3 protein-coding genes and 1 pseudogene are annotated in these 4,719 nt (G+C 63.3%); 2 read left to right on the top strand and 2 right to left on the bottom strand.

What is annotated here, in order from left to right:
- Positions 1-203: 203 nt before the first annotated feature.
- Together VF436_RS13420 and VF436_RS13415 are read right to left on the bottom strand one after the other, a co-directional pair.
- Positions 204-677, bottom strand: coding sequence for an Hsp20 family protein (locus VF436_RS13420; protein ID WP_343215407.1), 474 nt, complete (start codon positions 675-677; stop codon positions 204-206).
- Between the two features lie 425 nt (positions 678-1,102).
- On the bottom strand, positions 1,103-1,471 hold the full coding sequence (locus tag VF436_RS13415; protein ID WP_330904530.1) for a DNA-binding protein: 369 nt from the start codon (positions 1,469-1,471) through the stop codon (positions 1,103-1,105).
- Positions 1,472-2,015: 544 nt separating this feature from the next.
- Between VF436_RS13415 and VF436_RS13410 the strand changes: the two genes are divergently transcribed.
- Together VF436_RS13410 and VF436_RS13405 are read left to right on the top strand one after the other, a co-directional pair.
- Entirely contained in the window at positions 2,016-4,415 is a 2,400-nt protein-coding gene (locus VF436_RS13410; protein WP_330904529.1) for a TonB-dependent receptor plug domain-containing protein, read from the top strand.
- 5 nt (positions 4,416-4,420) lie between these two features.
- A pseudogene (locus VF436_RS13405) lies at positions 4,421-4,719 on the top strand (hypothetical protein); the annotation flags it as partial.

Below are 4,719 nucleotides of genomic sequence, written 5' to 3'. Positions count from 1 at the left end.
GTTAGGCAGTTGTCGTCTGGGATCGGTACCCGCCTGTATGTGTCTTATGAGCGCTGGCTGCGGATTCAAGGTGCCATCAGCATCCTTGCGGTGCAGTCGTGCGAGCGTTCAAAAAAAGCCTGCGCGCAGTGACAGGGGTGCGCGCAGGCGAAAAGTGCACCCGGAGCCGCGTCACGTCGTGCGAAGCGGAATGGGGTGGAAAATTAGGCTGCGACCTGCTGCTCGATCTGCCGGACTTTTGCCAGCGTCGCGTCGTCGGTCTTGATCTCGATCCGGCGCGGCTTCATCGCCTCGGGCAGTTCACGCTTGAGGCTGATGTTCAGCAGGCCGTCGGCGAGATGGGCATCCGTGACCTGGACGTGCTCGGCCAGCTCGAAGCGGCGGACGAACGGCCGGTAGGCGATGCCGCGGTGCAGGTATTCGCCTTCGACGTCGTTTTTGCGTTCGCCCTTGATGACGAGCAGGTTCTCCTGCACGGAGATATCGATCTCGTCGCGCTTGAAACCGGCTACCGCCATGCTGATGCGGTAACGGTCCTCGGAGAGCTTCATGCTGTCGAAGGGCGGCCAGTTGTCGGAGGGCTGTGTCTGGGCCGCTTCGAGCAAGCCGAAAATGCGTTCGAAACCGATGCTTGAACGATGGAGGGGTGAAAAATCAAGAACAGTGCGCATGGCCATATCCTCGTGAGAGCAACATGGAAAAGGACTATTCACCGCGCCGCGAACGGTCGCGGCCAGCTGGACCCGAAGCGTCCAGCGCGCAGAATTCTATGCACTGAAAAGCACTTTTCAAGACCCCGTTTCAGCCTTTGTTTAGCCATCCAAACGAATTGAAATGGGCGAGCTCCTGTCGGCTTGGAGCTGTCCGGAAGGAAGGCGGGATGTCGGTTTCTGCAGCCGCCGGTGGCATGCCTGCTACCGCGAAAATGATGTCTGCCAGGGCACCGTTGTCTGTCAGTAGGTAGGCCAACCGGACGCCAGGCTCCTCGGCCAGCCTGCTAGCCATCGCGGAGTCCGGCCCGGAAGTCCCGAGCTCGTACCTTGGCCGTAGAAAGCCGTTCGTGCGGGGAAATTGCCCCTGCGATCTTGTCGCGCCCCGCAGTTCACTGCTCGCAGAGAAGGGCGATCAGGCCGGCGCGGCGCTTCGCGGTGAGCCCGCGCATGGCCGTGATCACGCGGCGCTCCTGCGGCGATAGTGCCTCGTAGCCGGAAGCCTGCTCGCCGATCTGGGCGGCCGTCTCGCGCCCCATCGCCAGCCAGTCCAGGCTGCAGCGGTATTCCCCGGCCATCTCGATCAGTCGCGACAGCTCCGGCAGGGCGCGTCCGGCGAACCACAGTCTGGCTGTTTCGCGGGCTACGCCGAAGTGCGTGGCTACGGCGACCACGCGCTGGCGCCCACCGGGCACACCCGCCTCGTCGCAGGCGTGCTGCAAGCGGCTGGCGAAGGCGACATAAGGCGCGGTACGGGGCATGCAGACCAGGAAGTACGGCGGGAATCCAAGTCATTCTTGCAAGCCAGCCAATCGCATTTGACAAGTTATGCTTGCAAACGCAAATTTGAATTGCTATTCTGGAAACGTGGCGTGACGCTGTTCCGGTCAGGGCCGATGTTGCCCTTGGCCACGCATGCGAATGGCCTGGGTGCGGGCACGCCAATGCGGGGCGGTATGCGGAGTGTCCCTGCCTGAGGGCGGGGCGGGAGCCAGCAGCGAACCATCCAGTCACGGTTCGCGCAGGGGAAGACATCGCAAGGCAATCGAAAAGGCCGACCCGGCGCGGCTGGTGCATCCGTGCGCCTCGCGACCGCCGGCCTGACGCGGGCGGTCGGGCAGGCGGCGACGGCCGGGAGCCGATCAGCGCCAAGGATGGCCATGACGATGGATGCCCCGGCTGGCGACACCGTGCTGCCCATGCATGCCGTACGCCGGACCGATCGCACCACGATCTCGCCCGGCCCGACACGTAGTCAAACCCGTGCGCGGGCAGGGCCAACCTGGGGAAAGCAAAGGACGCAGCATGAAGACAAGCACGCTACACAATGCCATTTCCATCGCCTTGCTCGTCGCCACCCCCGGCGCGAGCGAATGGGCCGCGGCCCAGGACGCCACGGTAGACACGAACGCGAAGGGCAGGGCATCGACTACCCATGCCCCGGCCAAGGCGCAGTCGAAAGAACCGACCGACGCGTCCACGGCGCCAGCGACCACCGACCTGCAAACCGTAACGGTCACCGGTACCCGCATCCGTGGCGGCAGCACGCCCTCGCCAGTGATCACCATCGGCAGCGGACAGATCCAGCAGGAAGGCTTCGCCGATCTCGGCGAGGTGATCCGCAGCGTGCCGCAGAACTTTTCCGGTGGACAGAATCCAGGCGTGGCCACCAGCGCCAACGTCAGCGGCAACAACTACAACGCCACCGGCGGATCCAGCATGAACCTGCGCGGTCTGGGCCAAGACGCCACGCTTACGCTGCTCAATGGCCGGCGCATGTCCTACGGCGGTGCGTCGCAGTCCGTGGACATCAGCGCCATCCCGGTCGAGGCGGTCGAGCGCCTTGAAATCGTCCCGGACGGAGCCTCGGCTGTCTATGGGTCGGATGCGGTGGGAGGGGTTGTCAATGTGATTCTCAAGCCGGACTTCGATGGCGTAACGGTGGGCGCGCGCATGGGCGGTGCGACCGACGGCGGGCTGGCCGGTCACGAATACACCGCCACGGCCGGTACCACTTGGCCCACGGGAGGACTGATCGCTACATTCAAGAGAGCCGCCAACATCCCTATCACTGCTGACCAGCGCGCATATACCCGATCGATGTACCAGCCGGCCACGCTGTGGTCCGGTAGTGATCTCCGCAGTGGTCTTCTCAGCTTGCACCAGGTGCTGGGCGACACGGTCGAGCTGCATCTGGATGCGCTGCGGACCGAGCGGAACATGCGCATGGACACCGGCTATGCCACGGTGTATTACCGCGATACACCTAAGACCAACACCACATTGGTTTCGCCCAGCCTGGAATGGGCGCTGGCAGGCGATTGGACCCTTACCGCCAGCACGGCGTTAGGTCGTGATAAGACCTATACCCACCAGCAGGTCATCAGCACGCGGACTGGCGCGGTCTCTACCAATAGCATTGGCACCTACAGCAATCAGAGTGCCACCTACGAGCTTGGTGCAGAGGGGCCCGTGTTGACGCTGCCGGCCGGCGAGGCGCGGCTTGCCACAGGGGCAGGGTACCGTTCCATCCGCTTCATCAGCTTGGGGATCAGCAGCAACAGGACAGTCGCCGATGGCGATGAAAGCAGCCGCTTTGCCTATGCGGAATTGAGCGCACCGTTGATCGGGTCGGAGCAGGGAGTTCGTGGAGTTGAGCGCCTCGAGCTGACCGGAGCCATCCGGACGGAGGACTACAACACTTATGGCCGAGTGACCACGCCCAAGCTGGGGCTAATCTATTCGCCCGACACGGATTTCACGCTGAGGGCCTCTTGGGGGAAATCGTTCAAGGCGCCCAGGCTGCTGCAGCGCTATACCAACCAGGACATCGCCCTCTATCCAGTGGCGACCTTTGGCAGGGTGGACGAGGCACCCGATGCCACGGTGCTGTATCGGGCAGGTGGTAACCAAGACCTGCGCCCAGAGCGGGCACGGACCCGGAGCACGTCGCTGGCATTTCACCCCGAGGCTGTGCGCGGTCTGGAAGCGGAGCTGTCGTGGTTCGACATCGACTATACCGGCCGGATTGTCCAGCCTGTAGTGCCCGCCGAGGCGCTGGTCAATCCGGTCTATGCGGGATTTGTGGATCGCAACCCGACCGTGGGAGAGATGGAACGGGCCATCGCCGAGTCCGTCCGCTTCGTCAACTACAGCGGTGGTGTCTATGACGCGAGCAAGGTTGTGGCCATCATCGACAACCGTAGCGTCAACGCCGCGCGCCAGCGCATTAAGGGCTTTGACCTGTCGGGGGCCTACCGGTTTGACGTAGGGGAAGGGCGGCTGACGTTGCGTGGTGGGGCCAGTAGGCTGGATAGCACCCAGATCACACTGCCGACGCAAAGCCCCTACGATCTGGCGGGTACGTTGTTCTATCCGGCAAAGCTGAATGGGCGAGCCGGCGCGGTATGGATGCGGGGCGGTTTTACCGCGTCGGTCTTCGGCAACTACAAGAGCGGCGTCAGGAACACGGCCGACGGGAAGAAAGGCGCGTCGTTTACCACCTTCGACACCACGCTGCGCTACGAGCTGGGGCAGGGCAACGGTCTGCTCTCTAATGTGGCTTTTGAACTGGCAGGCCAGAACCTGCTCAACCGCGCACCACCATTGTATACGGTCACCGCCTGGAACGAGACGCCCTACGACTCGACCAACTACTCGGCGGTAGGACGCTTCCTGAGCCTGTCCGTCTCCAAGCACTGGTGACTGTCGTGAAACGCTTGATCATGCTTCTGCTGACGAGCGGAATGGGATGTGTTGCCGGTGCATCTGTCGTGACGCCACGCGCGCTGTTGGAGGTGGTGGATTTCAGTCAGCCCGTGCTATCGCCAGACGGCAGCCAAGTAGCCTTCCGGACTGAGCGTGCCTCGGTGGAGCGCAACACCTATGACACCATTTGGTATGTCCAGCAGGTGAAAGGTGGGGACGGTATGCCACCCAGGCGGATTGCTGATGGCGGGGTGGTGTTGCGCGATATCGCCGGGGTGAGCCAGCCAGTTGCGCCAGTGTG

The sequence above is a fragment of the Dyella sp. genome (assembly GCF_036384435.1).
Lineage (GTDB): Bacteria > Pseudomonadota > Gammaproteobacteria > Xanthomonadales > Rhodanobacteraceae > GSA-30.
The sequence above is the reverse complement of the archived record's forward strand: the minus strand, read 5'-3'. Positions and strand labels throughout refer to the sequence as shown.